Annotated in this window: 18 protein-coding genes; 2 read left to right on the top strand and 16 right to left on the bottom strand. The window is 68.1% G+C overall.

Annotated features, from left to right (window positions below; genetic code table 11):
- Positions 1-73: 73 nt before the first annotated feature.
- From E8M01_RS29510 to E8M01_RS29460, 11 genes are all read right to left on the bottom strand, one after another.
- Positions 74-1,174 (bottom strand): hypothetical protein, encoded by a 1,101-nt coding sequence (locus E8M01_RS29510; protein ID WP_211596674.1) that lies wholly within the window; start codon positions 1,172-1,174, stop codon positions 74-76.
- 40 nt (positions 1,175-1,214) lie between these two features.
- Positions 1,215-1,565 (bottom strand): hypothetical protein, encoded by a 351-nt coding sequence (locus E8M01_RS29505; protein WP_136963423.1) that lies wholly within the window; start codon positions 1,563-1,565, stop codon positions 1,215-1,217.
- 44 nt (positions 1,566-1,609) lie between these two features.
- Positions 1,610-2,086, bottom strand: coding sequence for a RebB family R body protein (locus E8M01_RS29500; RefSeq protein WP_136963422.1), 477 nt, complete (start codon positions 2,084-2,086; stop codon positions 1,610-1,612).
- Positions 2,083-2,319, bottom strand: a complete 237-nt coding sequence (locus E8M01_RS29495; protein ID WP_215908822.1) for a RebB family R body protein — start codon at positions 2,317-2,319, stop codon at positions 2,083-2,085. The genes E8M01_RS29500 and E8M01_RS29495 overlap by 4 nt, the downstream gene beginning before the upstream one ends.
- A 95-nt stretch (positions 2,320-2,414) precedes the next feature.
- Positions 2,415-2,678, bottom strand: a complete 264-nt coding sequence (locus E8M01_RS29490) for a RebB family R body protein (protein ID WP_136963421.1) — start codon at positions 2,676-2,678, stop codon at positions 2,415-2,417.
- Positions 2,679-2,745: 67 nt separating this feature from the next.
- A complete protein-coding gene (locus E8M01_RS29485; protein WP_136963420.1) occupies positions 2,746-3,012 on the bottom strand; it encodes a RebB family R body protein in 267 nt (88 codons plus the stop codon).
- A 147-nt stretch (positions 3,013-3,159) separates the two neighbouring features.
- A complete protein-coding gene (locus E8M01_RS29480; protein WP_136963419.1) occupies positions 3,160-3,429 on the bottom strand; it encodes a RebB family R body protein in 270 nt (89 codons plus the stop codon).
- Positions 3,430-3,502: 73 nt separating this feature from the next.
- Entirely contained in the window at positions 3,503-3,787 is a 285-nt protein-coding gene (locus E8M01_RS29475) for a RebB family R body protein (RefSeq protein ID WP_136963418.1), read from the bottom strand.
- Positions 3,788-4,367: 580 nt separating this feature from the next.
- Positions 4,368-5,261 (bottom strand): NAD-dependent epimerase/dehydratase family protein, encoded by an 894-nt coding sequence (locus E8M01_RS29470; protein ID WP_136963417.1) that lies wholly within the window; start codon positions 5,259-5,261, stop codon positions 4,368-4,370.
- A 21-nt stretch (positions 5,262-5,282) separates the two neighbouring features.
- Positions 5,283-6,092 carry an alpha/beta fold hydrolase gene (locus tag E8M01_RS29465; protein WP_136964892.1) on the bottom strand — a complete coding sequence of 270 codons (810 nt, stop codon included), beginning with the start codon at positions 6,090-6,092 and terminating at the stop codon, positions 5,283-5,285.
- 115 nt (positions 6,093-6,207) lie between these two features.
- On the bottom strand, positions 6,208-7,134 hold the full coding sequence (locus tag E8M01_RS29460; protein ID WP_136963416.1) for a LysR family transcriptional regulator: 927 nt from the start codon (positions 7,132-7,134) through the stop codon (positions 6,208-6,210).
- A 97-nt stretch (positions 7,135-7,231) separates the two neighbouring features.
- On the opposite strand from E8M01_RS29460, the gene E8M01_RS29455 reads away from it, so the two are divergent.
- Positions 7,232-8,041 (top strand): NAD(P)H-dependent oxidoreductase, encoded by an 810-nt coding sequence (locus tag E8M01_RS29455; protein ID WP_136963415.1) that lies wholly within the window; start codon positions 7,232-7,234, stop codon positions 8,039-8,041.
- A gap of 34 nt (positions 8,042-8,075) precedes the next feature.
- Here E8M01_RS29455 and E8M01_RS29450 read toward each other — a convergent pair whose 3' ends face one another.
- Positions 8,076-8,903, bottom strand: a complete 828-nt coding sequence (locus E8M01_RS29450) for a dienelactone hydrolase family protein (protein WP_136963414.1) — start codon at positions 8,901-8,903, stop codon at positions 8,076-8,078.
- Positions 8,904-9,025: 122 nt separating this feature from the next.
- On the opposite strand from E8M01_RS29450, the gene E8M01_RS29445 reads away from it, so the two are divergent.
- A complete protein-coding gene (locus E8M01_RS29445; protein ID WP_136963413.1) occupies positions 9,026-9,958 on the top strand; it encodes a GlxA family transcriptional regulator in 933 nt (310 codons plus the stop codon).
- Between the two features lie 17 nt (positions 9,959-9,975).
- Here the strand turns inward: E8M01_RS29445 and E8M01_RS29440 are convergent, their stop codons facing one another.
- The 4 genes from E8M01_RS29440 to E8M01_RS29425 all read right to left on the bottom strand — a co-directional run bounded on the left by E8M01_RS29440 (position 9,976) and on the right by E8M01_RS29425 (position 13,628).
- Positions 9,976-10,836 carry an alpha/beta fold hydrolase gene (locus E8M01_RS29440; RefSeq protein ID WP_136963412.1) on the bottom strand — a complete coding sequence of 287 codons (861 nt, stop codon included), beginning with the start codon at positions 10,834-10,836 and terminating at the stop codon, positions 9,976-9,978.
- Positions 10,833-11,255, bottom strand: coding sequence for a helix-turn-helix domain-containing protein (locus tag E8M01_RS29435; protein ID WP_136963411.1), 423 nt, complete (start codon positions 11,253-11,255; stop codon positions 10,833-10,835). Before E8M01_RS29435 ends, E8M01_RS29440 begins: the two co-directional genes overlap by 4 nt.
- 182 nt (positions 11,256-11,437) lie before the next feature.
- Positions 11,438-12,259, bottom strand: coding sequence for an acetoacetate decarboxylase family protein (locus tag E8M01_RS29430; RefSeq protein WP_170182127.1), 822 nt, complete (start codon positions 12,257-12,259; stop codon positions 11,438-11,440).
- Positions 12,260-12,479: 220 nt separating this feature from the next.
- A complete protein-coding gene (locus E8M01_RS29425; protein ID WP_136963409.1) occupies positions 12,480-13,628 on the bottom strand; it encodes an NAD(P)-binding domain-containing protein in 1,149 nt (382 codons plus the stop codon).

Here is a 13,628-nt window from a genome sequence, read left to right as displayed (position 1 = left end):
GGCAGGCTGCTGACGGGGATCACCCGCTCGATCGGGGCGCGACGGGCCAGTCTCGGCTTGCGGAGCTTGGGCATTAGACTTTCTCCATGGAGGCTTCGGCGCGGCCGTGACCCGCGCCCGTTGCCGGCTTGCGTTTGGGTTTGCGTCGGAAGCCGTTCAGGGTGATCAGGCCCGCCGAGGTCAGCTGAAGCTCCGCCTCGTGGTCGCTGCCTTCGATCGGAAAGATGCAGCTGGCGCCGTCCTGCGCCATCAGGCCGAAGGTCACCGGCACGGCGCGCAAGAGGTTCTGGGCGGCGCTGACGTAACCGCTGACGAAGACGTCGGGATCATCGGCGCCATTGTCCTCGAAAGTCGTGTTCTCGATGATCTGCTGGGCGCCGAGCGACAGCCGGGTGAAGCCGATGCGGCGGCCGGACGAGAGCCGGTCCTTGACCGCCTCGGCCACTTCGGCCGGGGCGACCAGCCCGCCGACCTGTGGGCAATCGAGATGGTCGAACAGCCGCGGCCCCAGGGCGGCGAGCGCGGTCTCGCACAGAAGCTGGCGATCCTCCGGCGAGGCGGCGCGCGCGCCAAGCTTCCCGGTGTACTGCAGGAAGAACTTGAAATAGTCGGCGAATTCGGACGGCGTGTGGCCCTGAGCCCTCGCAAAGGTCGCGGCCTCCTTCTGCAATTCGATGCCGGGCGGCGTCTTGTCGTCGGGCAAATGGAGCAGGTCGTAGATCGCCATCCGCCCCTCGTAGCCGAGGAACTGGAAGACCGGAGCGTCGCCGACGCCGAGATCGGCCAGGAAGCTGGCGGTCGGCGCCAGGTCCTCCTCGGTCAGCAGGGCATGGTCGGCGAGGATGCGCTTGAGCTGCACCGCCGCCTTGGCGCTCTTGTCGCCGTGCTCGATGCGCTGCAGCAGCCTGAGGTCGGCGGCGCCCAGCGTCATCAGCTTCACCGGGCTCACCGCCAGTCTCAGGTTCGGCAGCAAGGCCAGGCGCGCGGCGTGAAGGCCTTGCTGCACGCCGCTCACCAGCGCGGTCTCGTCGGGAAAATTGTAGGTGGTCGAGGATTCCAGCGCCGCCCAGTCGAACCACTGGGAGCCGCCATCGACGAACGCCAGGGCGAGCCGGGCGATGTCGGACAGATCGGCCCGGCGCATCAGCGCAGTGTCGGCCACGAGTAGGGTCATGTGTCTAACACTCCGCTGAACCGCCGGGACAGATTTTGAATCAACCTGAAGGGAAGCCCTTGAGCACCCCGGCGGCCGCCGCGCCGATGGCGCCGTAGTCCTCGGTGGCGCCCTTCATCAGTTGCTGGGCATGGGTCATCGCCTTGGCGTATCGGTCGTCTCCGGTGGCCAGGTACTGGGCCATGGCGACGCCGACGGCGGTGGTGGCGATGGTCGAGACGTTGCGCAGCGCGTCGGTGGCGTCCTGCACCGCGATCGCCGCCGACTGAGCGACGGACTGATAGGCCTTGCCCGCCCCGCTGGTCAGCACGACCTGCGGTCCCATGGTGGCCAGCTGCGCCTGATTGATGACGTCGATGACCTGTGCGTTGACGCTTGTCGGATCCGGCATGAAGCCTCCTTAAACCTGTGGTCGCACGCGGTTGCCGCGCAGCCTCACCCGCCCGGCGGCGGCGTGCTCGGCGCGGCATCCTTGGCTAGCTGCGCCAGGTCCGCCTGGGCCTGGGTGGCATCGGCGCCGGCGCCCTGGGCCTGGGCCTGCAGGATGCTGATCGCCGCCTCCCCTTCGGCGAAGGCGGCCGCGATCACCGCCGAGGTCGGCGGCAGGACCGGCGGCGGCCCCGGCAGCGGATTGACGACCGGCGGGTCGGGCGGTACCGGCGGCGTCGGCGCGGGAGCGATCGGAAACGGCGTCTGCAGCATCTTGGCGCAAGCCGCCGTGACCGCGGCCGAGCTGACCATGCCGCCGCCCTGCTGGCGGCCGACGGCGTTGTGCATGGCCATGCCGAGGGTCTCGACCATGACCGCATCGAGCATCCCGAATGCCTGGGACGGCGACTGGCCGCTCAGCAGCGTCACGACGCTGGCGACGGAGTCGACGACCCGGCTGTTGACTGTGCCTTCATCGCTCATGTGCCTGTAGCTCCCTTCGAGATGATCAGCGCCAGAACCTGAACCGTGGCGGCGTTGGCGATGACCTGCCCGCGCTGCTGATTGGCGACCGCATTGCCCATGGCGAGCGCGATGCTGTCGGCGCCGGCAAGGTAGGTCATTGCCATCGCCGCCGACGGGGCGAGGGCCACATTGAGCATCGCGCCCGTCGTGACCGAACCCGTCATGGCCGCGATGCCGGAACCCTCGGCCACGCTGACGTTCCTTCGCCTGGGACGGCGACCGCTGTCGGGATCGACCGGCGTCCGTCCGGCTGATGGCGCGAACGGACGTCGTCAACAGTCTCGCGCTAGTAGATCTTGTGGGTCGCCATGCCCGTGGAAGCCGTGTCCACGGTCAACAGCGTGGCGACGGCCTGAGCGGTCGACGCCTGCATGGTGACGTAGGACTGCTGCTGATTGTTGGTGGCATTGTGGGCGGCGTTGGAAAGGGCCTGGCTCGTGGTGACGAACAGGTTGCCCATCGCCATCGCCGGCGCGTCGCCCAGGACCTTGGTGTTGACCTGGGTGATGGAGTCGGTGATCTGGCTGTTGAGCGATGTCGGGAAAGCCATCGAAGATGCTCCTTGTCGTGCGGGGGGTTATGGCTGGATCAGGCGGCGCGAAGGCGCCGCCGGCTCGTCACCCGAGGATTTTCTTGGTCGCCACTCCCGTCGACGCGGTGCCGAGGGAATAGAGCAGCGCAACGCCCGTGGTGGTGGCGGCCTGGGCCGTCAGGTACATCTGCTGCTGGGCCATGGTGGCGTTGTGCGCCGCGTTGGCCAGAGCCTGGGCGGTGGCCTGGTAGAGATTGCCCATGGCGATGGCCGGCGAAGCGCCGAGCACCTGGACATTGGCCTGGGTCACGGAGTCCGTGATCTGATCATTGACGGCGGTCGGAAAGGCCATGGTTCGAAGTCCTTGGGCTCGAAGTCCTTGGGCGCGAAGTCCTTGGGCGCGAAGTCCTTGGGCGCGAAGTCCTTGGGGTCGTCACACCGGAAACACTGCGTCGCTGGCCCCGGGACCTTAAGTGCCTCGGGACCGGCGAGGACCGCGTCAGGAGGACAGGATGTCCTTGGTCGCCATGCCGGTGGCGGCGGTGTCGAGCGAGTAGAGTGTCGCCACGCCCATGGTGGTGGCGGCCTGGGCGGTGACATAGGACTGCTGCTGGGCATTGGTGGCGTTGTGCGCCGCGTTGGCCAGCGCCTGGGCGGTCGCCTGGTAGAGGTTGCCCATGGCGATGGCCGGGGCGTCGCCCAGCACCTTGGTGTTGGCCTGGGTGACCGAGTCGGTGATCTGGCTGTTGACAGCCGTCGGGAATGCCATGTGGACCTCCTATGATGCCTTCAGGCCGAGCAGCCAAAGGCCTGGGGTTAGCGTTTGCGGACGACGGTGCGGGCTAGAGACCGCGGACCGGCGGCGTGAGGATGTCCTTGGTGGCGACGCCGGTGGCGGCGGTGTCGAGCGAATACAGGGTCGCGACCCCCATCGTCGTCGCCGCCTGGCTGGTGACGTAGCTCTGCTGCTGGGCGTTGGCGGCGTTGTGCGCCGCATTCGACAGGGCCTGGGCGGTGGCCTGGTAGAGATTGCCCATGGCGATGGCCGGCGCGTCGCCCAACACCTTGACGTTGGCCTGCGTCACCGAGTCGGTGATCTGATCGTTGACAGCTGTGGGGAATGCCATTGCCTCTCCTCGCGTGCTGAGTGTGCCCCCGCCGATGCAGCCGGCGAGCCCCGGAAGCAACTTTCAGTTGCCGGCCCGGAACGCATTCACCCTAGGGACGGCGCCACGACGAAGATTGGCGTGAACGCTGCAAATACTCGCCTAGATTGCGAAAAACAGCCCCTGCCCGGCCGTTGCCGGCGGCACACCCGTCGCTTCGCCCGGGTTCGGCACGGCGCCGTCGTCCGTCCCGGCAGCCGTTGCCGCCCGGCGGGCTCAAGGAAATTGCCGGATCAGGCGAAATCGCGCATCCGGCGGAATCGACGGAACACCGCCGGATCGCCGAACCGGCATTTCCCCTGATGATGGGCATGCCGGACAGATGGCTTGGCGGAATTCGACATGGCCTGGACGCCGCCATCGCCGGCTGGAAGCCGGGCAAAGCTGCCTATCCCGCAAGGCGCGGCAGTCTAGCAAATCCGCCTGCCGGCGTCGCGGCCCGGCTTGGTGGCTTAGCGCCCTTGCCCGACCTCGGCGGCAGGCCGGCGCCGGTCGCGGCCCGACAACGCCCGTCGGTCCGGGCTCCCCTACCCTTGCGCGGTCAGGCCTCGCGCTCGATCCATTCGGTCAGCGAACCGTGCCTCGGTCGCCAGCCGAGTTCGCCGCGCGCCCGCACGCCCCTGACACGGCTGTTCGAGCCGAACGTATAGACGGCCTGGAGATAACCCCACTCGCCGGCCGCGTCTTCGACCGACCAGGCTTGCGGCGGCCCGAGGCCCAGCCGGCGGCTGATCGCTTCGGCAATGTGCCTGAACGATGCTTCGCCGTTTTCGACGAAATAGAACGAGCCCGCCGGCGCCTGCGCCAGGGCCGCGAGATAGAGATCCACGAGGTCGTCAATGTGGACGTTGGACCAGATATTGGCGCCCTGCCCGACATGACGGACGATGCCGCTGCGGCGCGCCTGGGCGATCAGCCGGGGCACCTGCACGCTGTCCCGGTGCAGGCCTTGGCCGACACCGTAGATCATCGTGTTGCACAGGACGGCCGACCGGACACCACGATCGGCGGCCGCGCGCACCAACCGATCGATGGCGGCCCGCGCCGCCTTGCCGGGCTCCGGCGTGAAGGGCGTATCGTCGTCGAGGATCATGTCCGAGGCAAAGTCGCCGCGGGCATTGTCGGCGACCACGCTGGAGCCGCTCGTGTGCAGCAGAGGCTTGCCCGATCCGGCAAGCCCCTCGATCAAGGCCTCCAGCGCAGCGCGATGGTCGCTGCTGGCGGCGTTGACCACGCCCGACGCGGCGCGCGCCTCGCGCGTCAGAAGCGCGGCATCATCAAGGTCGCCCAGCACCGGCGTCACCCCGGCCGCGGCCAGGAGCCCGGCCTTGTCCGCGCTGCGCACGAGGCCGCGGACCTCGCTGCCCTCGGCGATCAGCCGGGCGGCGATCGACCCGCCAATATAGCCCGTGGCTCCGGTCACGAAGATCGTCATGTCGAGATCACCGGTTTTGCCTCAAGGACTGATCTTGCCAAGGAATGCCAGCATTGCGGCGTTGAATTGTTGCGGCCGCTGCAGCGGCGCGAAATGGCTGACGTCGGGCAGCACCACCAGGTCCGCGCCGGGAATGGTCCGAGCCAGGTATTCCGCGTGTTCGGATGTGATGAATTCGTCATGCTCGCTTTGCACGATCCGCACCGGCACGCCGATGCCGGCCAGATCCGGCGCCGCATAATTGGGCTCCGTCCTCATCATCAATCCGACCGCCCCGACAAAGGCCTGGAACTGGTCCGACGTGGCGGAGAGCTCCGCATAATCCCTGGCATGGCGCGCAAAGCACCTGCCGACGACGGGGTTCGGCTCGGTCATCGCCCTGGTCCCGCTCGGATCCATGTTGCAGCCGAAGAAAAAGACGCCGGTTACCCGGGCCGGCGCCTGCATGGCGAGGATCAGGGCGGTGCAGGCGCCATCGCTCCAGCCGACGACCGCGGCTCGGTCCAGGTCCAAGGCATCCATCACGGCCAGGACATCGGAGGCCATCAACTGGTAAGTGAACGGCCTGATGTCGCGCGTGCTGTGGCCGTGGCCGCGGCTGTCGATGAGAACGGCGCGGTAGCCGGCGTTCAGCACGGCCGGCAGCTGATAGCCCCAATTGCCGCTATGGCCGAGGCCGCCATGCAGCATGATCACCGGCGGGCCGCTGCCATGGGCCGCGTACCAGATCCGCGCGCCATCATGTTCGAGCTCGCCTTGCAGATCGGCGACCGGCAAGGGCGCGGCGCCCTCCGCCGCGAACCTGACGAGGTCGTCGTCGCGGATCTCCATGCTGGTCCCCATCGGCCTGCCGTCCAGGGCTCAGATAGGAAGGCCGGCGCCCGGCACAACAGTCCCGCCGGCCGTCCTGGCCCGGCGCCATCCGGCCGAAGCCTGGCGCCGCCGGCTAGGGCCTGGGCTTGTCGATCCCGGGGATGGCGCCGATCTGCTCGGCGAGGAAGTCGATCAGCAGCCGGACCCGGGCAATGCCGGCGCGCTCCGGGACAATCAGCATGCTGAGCGGCACCGACGGCAGCGCATAGTCGGACAAGACCGCCTCGAGCCGGCCGGCCGCCAGGAGATCGTCGACCAGCCATCGATGGGCGGGCGCGATGCCGCGCCCGGCGACAAGCGCCTCGCGCGCGCCGAGCCCATGGTCGACCCGAAAGCGCCCGTGGAACGGCACGGCATGGGCGTCGCCGCCTGGCCCCAGCAAGGTGATGACATCGCTGCCGGCGACGTTCGACATCCTGATGGCCTCATGGCGCGCCAGATCCTGCGGGACGACCGGCCGGCCGCGCGCCGCCAGATAATCCGGCGCGGCCACCAGGAGGCGCCGGCTCTGGCCGAGAGCCCTGAGCTTCATCGAGCTGTCGGCGAGCGGGCCCAGGCGCAGCGCGATGTCGACACCCTCGCGGACAAGGTCGACGCGCTCGTCGGCAAGGCTGAGGTCGATCCCGATGTCGGGACAACGGTCCTGGAACGCGAAGATCAACCGGCTTACGTGCAAGACCCCGAAAGCCGCCGTGCAGGAAAGCCGGATCATGCCGGCCGGCGCGCCGCGCGTGCCGCGCGCCTCGTCGCCGGCCTGCTCGACGAGGCGCAGGATCTGGACGCTGTCGGCATAATAGCGGCTGCCTTCATCGGTCATCGCGACACGCCGGGTGGTCCTGGTGAGCAAGGGCACGCCGACGGCCTCCTCGAGCTCGCGCAAATGCCGCGTGACCGTCGACTGGCCGATGCCGAGTTCGCGCGCGACCGCCGACAGGCTGCCGCGCTCGGCGACGCGGATGAAGGTCCGCATCCGTTCGAGGGTGATGTCGGACCTATCCATTCTTCGGCACAATCCTATCCATTATCGACAGGTAGTGGATCATGCCGGCATTGGCTACCTGAAGGGTCGGTTTCTCCCACACAGGATCGCTGACCCCATGAAAGTTCTGCTCGTTTTCGCTCATCCCGAACCACGTTCGCTCAACGGCGCGCTGCGCGACGTCGCCATCAAGGAGCTCACGGCCCAGGGCCACGAGGTGCTGGTGTCGGATCTCTATGCCAGCGGCTGGAAATCCGAGGTCGATCGCGCCGACTTTCCCTCGCTCGCGCCGGACGCGCGGTTCACGCCGGTGAGGGCCTCGGGAGAGGCTTTTGCCGCGGATGCCTTGACCGACGACGTCCAGGCCGAGATTGAGAAGCTGCTATGGGCCGATGTCCTGATCCTGCAGTTTCCGCTCTGGTGGTACACCATGCCGGCGATCCTCAAGGGCTGGGTCGACCGGGTCTATGCCTATGGCTTCGCTTATGGCGTCGGCGAGCACAGCGACAGCCATTGGGGCGACCGCTTCGGTGAGGGAACGCTGGCCGGCAAGCGCGCCATGCTGCTGGTGACCACCGGCGGCTGGGAAGAGCATTACGCCGCCCGCGGGGTCAACGGGCCGATCGACGACCTCCTGTTCCCGATCAATCACGGCATCCTCTATTATCCCGGTTACGACGTGCTGCCGCCATTCGTCGCCTACCGGGTCGATCGGCTCGACGAGGCCGGCTTCGAGGCGACCGCCGAGCGCCTGCGCGAGAGGATGCGGACACTCGCGACCACACCGCCGATCGCCTATCGGCGGCAGAATGGCGGCGATTATCTGATCCCGAGCCTTCAGCTCCGTCCGGGCCTGGACGATCCGGGTGTGACCGGCTTCGCGCTGCACCTGAAAGGCGCCGCCGCGGCAGCGCCGGCGCAAGACTGACGCAGCCGAGCCAAGGCGGCCATGACCGCTGTCGTCACCTCTGCGGTGACGACAGCCTCCGCGTGAAGAACGCCAGGATTTCGTCGCGCGCCCCGATGGTCGGTTGACCCGCCTCGTCGATCAGATGCGCCGTCACCACGCTGTGCGGGCATGCGACATAACGCTGGAAGAACGGCGGCGGCTCACCATGGGCCGCGCTGTCGGGCAGCACGCGGGGGATGAAGCGGTCGCCGAGCGCCTCGGCGAAGGCGGCGAAGCGCTGCGTCCGGCAGAACTGATCGCCCTCGAAGCGATAGGCCAGGACCGTCAGATCGTCGCGCTCGAGGCGCCGGCGCACCGCCAGCAGTTCGTCACCGGCAATGCCGGTGCCGGCGGGATCATCCAAGGGCAACGACGGCTGCGACACGACCGGCGCCAGCACCGACGGCTCGAGCATCATGGTCAAAGCGAAATTGCCGGTGAAACACATGCCGATCGCGCCGACGCCAGGGCCGCCGCATTCCGCGTGCGCCTGTCGCGCCAGCGCCCGCAGCCACTGGGTCACCGGGCTCGACCCGGTACCGGCGAAGGCGCGGAATTCGGCGCTGACGCAGGCCCGCTTGAACACCGCCCCGCCCTCTTCCGCCGTCGGCACGGCGCCGTCACGGCCGAACAGCGAAGGCATGTAGGCGGTAAAGCCGGCATCCCGGACCCAGCGGCTGAACCGCGCGACATGCGGGCTGATGCCGGGCATTTCGGTCATGACGATCACCGCCGGGCCGGACCCGGTCACGTGCACCACCTTGGTGACGCCGTCGAGGGTGATCCGGCGCGGTTCGAAATCATCGAGTGGATCGTCTTGGTTCATGGTCGGCTGCGCCATCGGCCAGGCTCCTCATCATCCAAAGGGATCGACGCCGTCGGGCGTTTTCCGATCGCCGACATTTGCCCTTCGACGGTCCGCCAGCTAGTGTCGAAAATGACATTGATCGGGCTTTTTTTGACATGACGACGATTGCCGTTCTCGAACTCCATGGCTGCCTGGCGTCGAGCGCGGCGATCAGCCATGACGTGCTGGCAACCGCCAACCAGATCAGCGCGGCGGCAAGGCGCGCCTTGCCCTTCGAGGTCACGCGGGTGCGCTGCGGGCCGAGCCGGGCCAGCGGCGAAATGAGCGGCGCCGAACTGATCATCGTCCCCGGCCTTGGCGCCGGTTCGGCTGATGATCTCGAGGCGAAATTGCAAGGCCCGGCCTGCCGGCGCGCGGCCCGCATGCTGGTCGAGGCCTTCGACCGCGGCGCCATGCTCGCCGCGTCCTGCGCCAGCACTTTCCTGCTGGCCGAAGCCGGGCTGCTCGATGGCCGCAGGGCCACCACGACATGGTGGTTCGCGCCGGTGTTCCGGCGCCGCTACCCGAAAGTCGAGCTGGTCGCCGACCAGATGGTGGTGGCGGATTGGCCGATCGCCACCGGCGGCGCGGCAATGGCGCAAATGGACCTGATGCTGGCCGTGGTGGCGCAGTTCGCCGGCCCGAGCCTGGCCAAGGCCTGCGCCAACACTCTGCTGCTCGACGAGCGGCGGTCCCAGGCGCCGTTCATGGCGATGACCTATCTCGCCGGCCAGGACCCGAAGATCGCCAAGGCCGAAAGCTGGGTGCGCGAGAACATCGCCCGCGACTTCACCATGGAGGAGCTCGCCGCCGTCGTCGCCCTGGCGCCCCGGACCTTCGCCCGGCGCATCGCGGCGACCTGCGGCGTCCCGCCGATTCAGTTCGTGCAACGGATCAGGATCGAGACGGCACGCTATCTCCTGGAGACCACGCGCCTCTCCGTCGACGAGATCGCCCGCCAGGTCGGTTATGCCGAACCGTCGACGCTGCGCCGGCTGATGCGGCGCGACACCAAACACGCCCCCGGGCATTTTCGCCCGACAGGCTGAGCGCCGGGCGAAGCCCTTCAAGCAGGCCTGGCGATGCCCTCTTCGAGAAACGCCAAGATCGTGGCGGCCTGGTCGGGAATGTAGTGGCGGGCGTCAGGGTCGAACTTGACGCATGCGCTTGGTGCGAACCGCGCCAGCCGCCGGCATGTGTCGCCGGAATCGATCAGCACGTCGCGACCGCCGGCAATGACCAGGGTCGGCGGCAGCTTGCCCAGTTCGTCATCGGACAGGCGTGGAATTTGGACCATGCGCGGCCGCGCCGACCTGCCGATCAGCTGCACGAGGTCGACCAGCGGCCTGGCTTCGGGCGCGACCTCGCGCACGGGTCCCATGACCATCTCGCGGGTCTTGCGCACCCCCCAGGGGCCGAGCAGAAGCAGCGGCAGGACCTTGAGCAGGAAATTCTTCTGGCGGCCAATGCCCGCCGGGCACAGCAGCGCCAGCCGCGTGACCCGGCCAGGCCGCCTGGCCGCATGGTCGAGCGCCAGCCATCCGCCGAGCGACATGCCGACGATCATCACCTGGTCAAGGCCGAGTGCCGCGATGACGTCGTCGAGCCAAAGGGCATGCGCCTCGCCATCGAGTGGTGGTCGCGACGGCGCGCTGAGACCGGGCTCGCCGATCATGTCGATGGCGTAGACCCTGAAGCGGCGCGACCACGACAGGATATCGAACATGTAGACGCTCGAATTGGCCTGGGAGCCGTGGAACAGCAGCAGAGGTGGCGCCCCCTCGGGCCCGCATGCCACCACGAAAGTGTCGCCCGCCCGGGTCGGCACGGTGAATTGCCGGGCCGGCACCGGCCACGCCCCGAGCACTTCGCGGTATTTTTCCCTGACGGCGTGGCCTGCCGCGTCCGACTTGTAGATTGCGTTCATGTCGTGGGCCCGGCCAGTCGTTGCAAAAAGTCCAGCAGCACCGCGGCATCCTCCGGGGCGGCGATGATGACGACCTTGAGATGCCGGCGCGCCGGATCGTAGGCCGTGTCGAGATGAATCGGTTCGGGCCGTGCCGTTTGCGACATCAGCATGGCCTGCAAGGCCGTGGCGATCCGCGCGGCCTCGTCGACGGCCACGCCGGGAACATCGACAATGCTTGTCGCGCGCGGCCGGGGCCGGTCATCGCCCCGCGGCATCGCTGCGCCAACAAGCGCATCAAGATCGGAGCGCAGAATCCGATAGGCCTTGCCGACCCGGGTCGCCCGCAATCGGCCGTCGCGGATGAAGCGCAGGACAGTCTTGGGATGCAGTCGCAGCCGTTCCGCGGCGCGCTCGACGGTGAAGAGCTCCTCAGTCATAAATGCTCTCTATTCTTCCCAATTATGGGAGTCAATAGGAGCAATTAAGGACAATTCAGCGATTCAGCGCTGCGGTGCATCGCGGTCCAACCCGCTGGCCCGCCATGGCCGCGGCGTCCTGGCGGGTGGCGCCGGCAGACGATTTCGGCCAGGCCGATCGACAGGCGCCTTCCAGAGCCTGCCTAGACAAGCACCCGCTGATCACGGAAGGCCTTGCCGCCACGCGCCAGCGTCACCGAGCCGCCGCGCGGCTCGATCACCGGCAAGGCCGCCAGGGCGTTGACCACGTGATGCATGGTCGGCAGGTCGGCCCAGCTCGCCTGGTGAAAGCGCACGGAGCCGGCGCCGGCCTGGCGCCGCTCGACGCGCAGCTCCGGGTCGGCGATCGGCGAGAGCGTGACCTGGAAGAGATCCGCCTCGCCCCAATCGCCGGTGCGTGGAACATATTTGAGCATCAATGTTCCCTCCGATCCGGTGGTCTCCGGCTCCAGCGCTGCGTCGCCAAGATCGGCAACCGCCAGGTCGAGGAAGCGGAACCCCATCCAGTCGGCGGCGCAGAGCTGCGCGCCATCCCAGGATCGCGGCTCCTGGATCTCGGCATAAAGTTTCGGGTGGCCGATCTCGTCGCGGCCGGTGATGATCGGGTCGGCGAGATTTTCCCAGACCACCGCCAGGAACTTGCCGGTCGCCTGGTCCCGCCGGCCGGCAAAGGTCGCGGGCCAGCCGACATGAACCATCGTGTAACCTCGCCCGGCCAGCCAGTCGATTTCGGTCATGTGATGGAATTCGACGCTGACGACCGGCTCGCCGGCCAGCGTGAACCCCTCCGGGAGATGCCGCTCCAGCAGGGCGGCGTCGGTCAGGAAGCGCGCGCTGACCGAAAGCCGGCGCGTGCCGGGCCTTTGATGGGCCGCGACGGTCTCCGGCAGTTGGCGCGGTCCCGGCGCCGGGCCGAAATGGGTCGGCATGCGATAGATCCGGCCGGCTTCGAAACGGTAACTCACCGGAGGTCTCCCCGGACCATTGTCGCCCGCGTTGATCGCCTGCGGGATCCGCCAGCCCGAACCGCATCGGTCATGGTCATGGGACGTGCTCCACTGATCGTTTGGAGCCACGCTAACGAGGGTCGGGCGCCCCCATAAGGGCATCGGAGCTTATTTCAGTGATGCCGTTTTCGAATGGATCACGGCCGTTCGGGAGCCCACGGGGCCCTGAGGGCCAGCGTCAGGCGAGGCCGAGATGGGCCGTCAGCTCGCGCGCGGCGGCGGCGCCGGCCCGGTTGGCGCCAATGGTCGAAGCGGACGGGCCATAACCGACCAGATGGATGCGCGGATCCTTGGCCACCTGCGTCGCCAGCCGGCCGGACATGACGATGCCGCCGTTGTCCTCGCGGATCCGCAGCGGCGCCAGATGGTCGAGCGAGCTGCGAAACCCGGTGCACCAGAGGATGACGTCGACCTGCCGTTCGGTACCGTCGGCCCAGCGCACGCCCTGTTCGGTGATCTCGCTGAACATGGGCAGGCGGTCGAGCGCGCCGCGATCGCGGGCCGCCTTGAGCGCCGGTGTCAGGAAGATGCCGGTCACCGAGACGACGGAACCGGGCACCAGGCCGCGCCTGACCCGGTCTTCGACGGCGGCGACCGCGGCGCGGCCATCCTCCGGGGTGAACGCGCCCTCGCGAAATTGCGGTTCGCGACGGGTCACCCAGGTGGTGGCGGTGACGCGCGAAATCTCGTCGAGCAATTGCAATGCGGAGATGCCGCCGCCAACCACCAGGACATGTTTGCCGGCAAAGGCCTCCGCCGTCTGGTAGTCGCGCGTGTGCAATTGCCGGCCCTTGAACCGGTCGGCGCCCGGATAGTCGGGGATATAGGGTGTTTCCCAGGTGCCCGAGGCATTGATCAGGCCACGGGCCGAGAAGGTTTCGTGGTCGGTCTCGATCCGGAACCGCTCGCCGCGGTCGCAGACCACCTTGACCGCCACCGGCCGGTAGACCGGCAATGCGAACTTCCGTTCGTAGGCCGCATAATAGCTGGGAACGGCGACCGAGGCCTTGACCTCGGCCGCGCCGGTCTCGACCACGTCGGCAAAGGCCATGCCCGGCAGATCATGGACCCGGTTGACCGTGCTCAACGTCAGCGACGGCCAGCGATATTGCCATGCTCCGCCCGCCTCCGGAGACTTGTCGAGGATGAGGTAATTCCGGCGCGGCGCGAGGCCGAGATTGCGCAGGTGATAGGCCGACGAGAGCCCCGCCTGGCCCGCGCCAATCACCACGATGTCGATCTTGAAGGCTGCGCGGACATCGGTCCTGCCGGAGGAATTGTCGGCCTGCGGCGCCGGCGATGCGGGATCAGACTGGTCAATAGGCAT

The sequence above is a fragment of the Phreatobacter stygius genome (genome assembly GCF_005144885.1).
GTDB classification, from domain to species: Bacteria; Pseudomonadota; Alphaproteobacteria; order Rhizobiales; family Phreatobacteraceae; genus Phreatobacter; species Phreatobacter stygius.
Note: the sequence above shows the minus strand (reverse complement) of the source record. Positions and strands in the feature narration are given on the sequence as shown.